The sequence below is a fragment of the Streptomyces sp. NRRL WC-3549 genome, assembly GCF_000721935.1.
Lineage (GTDB): Bacteria > Actinomycetota > Actinomycetes > Streptomycetales > Streptomycetaceae > Streptomyces.
In genome coordinates this window covers 1-860 of record NZ_KL585400.1, presented here as the reverse complement: position 1 = coordinate 860, position 860 = coordinate 1, and the positions used below count along the sequence as shown (strand labels likewise).

General features: G+C 66.9%; 1 protein-coding gene. It reads left to right on the top strand.

Features of this window, described 5'->3' with window-relative positions; translation table 11 throughout:
• Positions 1 to 39 precede the first annotated feature (39 nt).
• Positions 40 to 848, top strand: a protein-coding gene (locus IH13_RS40860) for an IS5 family transposase (RefSeq protein WP_110085015.1) whose coding sequence is annotated in 2 segments (ribosomal slippage) — positions 40 to 388 and positions 388 to 848 — 810 coding nt in all. Because the reading frame shifts where the segments join, the coding sequence is not laid out codon by codon here.
• The last annotated feature ends 12 nt before the right edge of the window (positions 849 to 860 follow it).

Here is an 860-nt window from a genome sequence, read left to right as displayed (position 1 = left end):
GAAGCCATCTCATTTGGGTGACTCGGTAGTCTGTGAGTCATGGTGGGGATCGTTGAGCGGCTGGTGCCGGACGAGTTGTGGGAGTTGTTCCAGCAGGTGGTGCCGGAGGCGCCGTCGCGGCCGCAGGGTGGTGGTCGGCGTCGGCACGGCGACCGGGAGGTGCTGGCCGCGATCGTGTTCGTGGCCACGTCGGGTTGTACCTGGCTGCAGCTGCCTTCGGCGTCGTTCGGCCTGTCCGGAGCGACCGCTCACCGGCGGTTCTCGGAGTGGTCGAAGGCACGGGTGTGGGCCAGGCTCCACCGCTTGGTCCTCGACGAGCTCGGTGCCCGCGGCGAGTTGGACTGGTCGCGGTGCGCGATCGACTCGGTGAACATGCGGGCCTTGAAAAGGGGGACCTGACAGGCCCGAATCCTGTCGACCGGGGCAAGTACGGGTCGAAGATCCATCTGATCACCGAGCGGACCGGTCTGCCCATATCCGTCGCAATCTCCAGCGCCAACGTCCACGACAGCCAAGCCCTGATCCCGCTCGTGAAGGGCATACCGCCCATCCGCTCCCGCCGAGGCCCCCGTCGACGCCGGCCCGGCAAGCTCCACGCCGACAAGGGCTACGACTACCGCCACCTGCGGCAATGGCTATCCGGGCGCGGGATCCGGCACCGCATCGCCCGCAAAGGCATCGAGACCTCGCAGCGACTCGGCCGACACCGCTGGACCATCGAACGCACCATGTCCTGGCTCGCCGGCCGCCGACGACTCCACCGCCGCTACGAACGCAAGGCCGACCACTTCCTGGCCTTCACCAGCATTGCCTGCACTCTCATCTGCTACCGCCGACTCGCCAAATGAGATGACTTCTAA